Consider the following 1585-nt stretch of genomic DNA (forward strand, 5'->3'; position numbering starts at 1 on the left):
AAGCAAGGACGCGTGCGTTTGCACAAATCTGATGTTGAAACAGGCAACACGCCACAGGGTGACGCTAAGTTCGTGGGTGCACAGTATGCGCTTCAAAAGAGAGATGGGACAACTTTGGAAACCATGACGATCGGTGACGATTTAACGGCCATTTCTAATAAATACGATTTAGGTGACTATCAAATCGTCGAAACCAAAGCACCTGAAGGCTACAAATTAGATAGTACAGTTCACCCAATCAAGATCGATGCTACTGGTATTGATGGTGTTGAGAATACAAACGAAGTCAACGTGTCTGATCAAGTCATTAAGGGCAATGTTGCAATCGAAAAATTCTATCATGCTAACGATGATGAAACTGGCGAATTGAAGGCCTTAAAGGGTTCTCAGTTCGGTATTTATTTAAAATCTACTGGTGCTCACGTTCAAAGCCAAACAACTGATGATAAGGGTCATTTAGCCTTTAACAACATGCCTTACGGTTGGTACGTTGTCAAAGAAGAAAAAGCACCAGCTGGCTATGTTAAAGTTGGCGATTTTGATGTTCAGGTAGCAGCTGATGGTAATATCTATCGTTACCACAAAGTTGACGAACATTTTAAATCAAAAATTAAATTGGTAAAGGCTGATGCTGAAACTGGTAAGACGATCGCGCTTGCTGGTACAACATTCAAAATCAAGAATACCGATACAGGTAAATATGTGAAACAAACTGAAAATGAACAGTCGGAATTTATGACTAACGCTAAAGGTGAAGTCACTTTACCTGAAAAATTAGTTTACGGTAATTACGCACTAGAAGAAGTAAAAGCACCAAATGGTTATGTTTTGGGTCAAACTAAGCTTGCTTTTAAAGTAACACCTGAAAATCAACAGAATAATATGATCACGGTTACTTTCAAAAATGCCGCACAAAAAGGCACAATCGATATTAAGAAGACCGGCGAATCTGTATCTGGCGTAACAACCAAAGGGACTGCTTACGGTCAACTAAATAACTTTACATTTTCGCAAACACCATTGGCAAATGCTGAATTTAAAGTTGTTGCTACAAAAGATGTCGTAACCGCTGATGGTACAGTACGTGCTAAAAAAGGTGATACTGTTGGTCAATTAACAACAGACGCTAATGGCAAAGTTAAGACAACACCACTGTATTTAGGTGCATATGATGTTATTGAAACCAAAGCACCAGCTGGTTTTGTGATTGATACAACACCACACCATGTTGAATTAACATATGCTGGCCAAAATGTTTCAATTACTTCTAAAGAAGTCTCTGTTAAGAACATGCTCCAAAACGTCAATGTTAAGATCAACAAAACTTCTGAGAATAGCAAACCAGTTGCTGGCGCTACTTTTGGTATTTACAACCGTGAAGACGTGAAGAACGCTGCTGGCAAAGTTATTTTGAAAAAGGGGTCAATGGTTGGTTTAGCTGACACAGACAAAGCTGGTTTAGCACAATATCAAGCTAAGTTCCCACAAGTAAAACTCTATGCAAAAGAATTACACGCTCCAAAAGGGTATGTGTTGAATAAGAATGAATTTGACTTCGCATATAACCCAACAAACAATGACAAGA

At 38.8% G+C, this 1585-nt stretch carries 1 protein-coding gene; it reads left to right on the top strand.

The genetic code is table 11. The features are described from left to right. Positions 1-18 precede the first annotated feature (18 nt). Positions 19-1585 (top strand): SpaA isopeptide-forming pilin-related protein (locus tag FC90_RS06815; RefSeq protein WP_268872314.1); only part of this gene is annotated, 1567 nt, incomplete at its 3' end.

The organism is Latilactobacillus graminis DSM 20719 (genome assembly GCF_001436415.1).
Taxonomy (GTDB): Bacteria; Bacillota; Bacilli; order Lactobacillales; family Lactobacillaceae; genus Latilactobacillus; species Latilactobacillus graminis.